The sequence below is a fragment of the Georgenia halophila genome, from assembly GCF_039541595.1.
On sequence record NZ_BAABGN010000002.1, the window covers coordinates 271,042 to 272,520 of the forward strand.

Annotated in this window: 1 protein-coding gene; it reads right to left on the bottom strand. The window is 74.9% G+C overall.

The genetic code is table 11. From position 1 onward, the window contains the following. Positions 1 to 32 precede the first annotated feature (32 nt). On the bottom strand, positions 33 to 1,352 hold the full coding sequence (locus tag ABD907_RS02870) for a right-handed parallel beta-helix repeat-containing protein (RefSeq protein ID WP_345214977.1): 1,320 nt from the start codon (positions 1,350 to 1,352) through the stop codon (positions 33 to 35). Between the last annotated feature and the right edge of the window lie 127 nt (positions 1,353 to 1,479).

A 1,479-nucleotide genomic window follows, 5' to 3' on the forward strand; every position in this document is an offset into this window, starting at 1 on the left:
TGGCATCCGGTCACAGATGTCCGCGCACGGAATCAGTCGGCGAAGGCGATGGTGCACGCGTTCTCGCCCGGTATCGGGGTGCTCTCCGGACCGACGGCGATGCCGTGCTCGACCTGCTCGCACACCAGGCCTGTGACACTGCCGCCGCCCTGCCCGGTGTAGATGACCGCAGCACGGCCGCTGCCACGGATCGTGGTGGACTCGAGCGCCGCGACGGCGGTGCCGCCGACCTGGATGCCCGCCTCGCCCCCGGTGATCGTCGAGCCGGTCAGGACGGGGGACGCCGTGTCGCCGGCGTAGAACCCGACCGTGTTGCCGTCGAAGGTGCTGTCCTCGACGGAGCCGGTGGCCGCGCCGAGGAAGCAGATGCCGCACTGGCCGTTCGCCTCGAACGTCGCGCCGAGGACCGAGGCGCGGTGCCCACCCGTCACCGCGATCCCCGCCCAACCGTTGTCCCGGAGGACCGAGTCGGTGATCTCGAGGGTGGTGCCGCGGCCGGAACCCTGCTCGCCCTGGGCGGACATGTGGATGCCCGCCCCGCCGCTGCTCTCGTCGCCGACCGCGCCGCTGAGCACCGCGTCCTCCACCACGAGCGACGCCGAGGGGCCGCCGACCACCACGGACCCGACGGCCGCGCGGTCGCGCTCGAGCGCGAGCGACCGCAGCTCCACGCGGTCGGCCGTCGCGACGAGGATCGTCGCCTCCGGTGCCGACGATCTCAGGACCGTACGCTCCGGGCCCGCGCCGCGGAGGGTGACCCCGCCGAGGAGCACGACCGGCTCCGTGAGGTCCCACGTGCCGGCGCCGAGCTCGATCACGCCGCCGGACTCGGTGGCGGCGACCGCGAGGGAGAGGTCGTCGTCGGGCGTGAGCGGGAGGTCGGGTGCCGCGGCGCCCGTCATCGTGGCGATCGTCCGGTCCCGGACGGCGGTCGCGACCGCGCCGTCGGCGCTCACGGTCTCGAGGCCCTCCGCGATGCCGGCGGCGAGGTCGGCGTCGGCGCACCGGACCTTCGCGGCGACCCGCTGCGCCTCGGCGACGGCGTCGGAGAGGACGTCGGCGGGGGGCTCGTCGCTCGAGGCCGCCTTCTCGGACCCGGGCTTGTCGGCGGATCCGACCGGCGACGTCGCCGTCTGCCCCTCGGCGAGCTGTTCGGTGCCGAAGGAGCCGACGTAGCCCTGCACGGCGTCTACGACGATCGCGACGGGCACGGCGCACACGTCGCGCTCGGCCGCAGCAGTCGCCCGGGTCGCCGTCTCCACCGCCTTGCCGGCACCGGCCGACGGCTGCACGTCGCCACCACAGCCGGCGAGCAGCACGGCCATCGCGGCGATCGCCGCAAGTCTCCTCACCAGGCACTCCCCCCGACGGACCGCCGTCGCGGTCACCTGCCCGGTCCAAGCGTAGGACCGGTCGTGGCCGCCCGTGGCCGATTCGACGCCGTACTTGCACGGCCTGGCTCGCGGCCCGTCCCCCGCA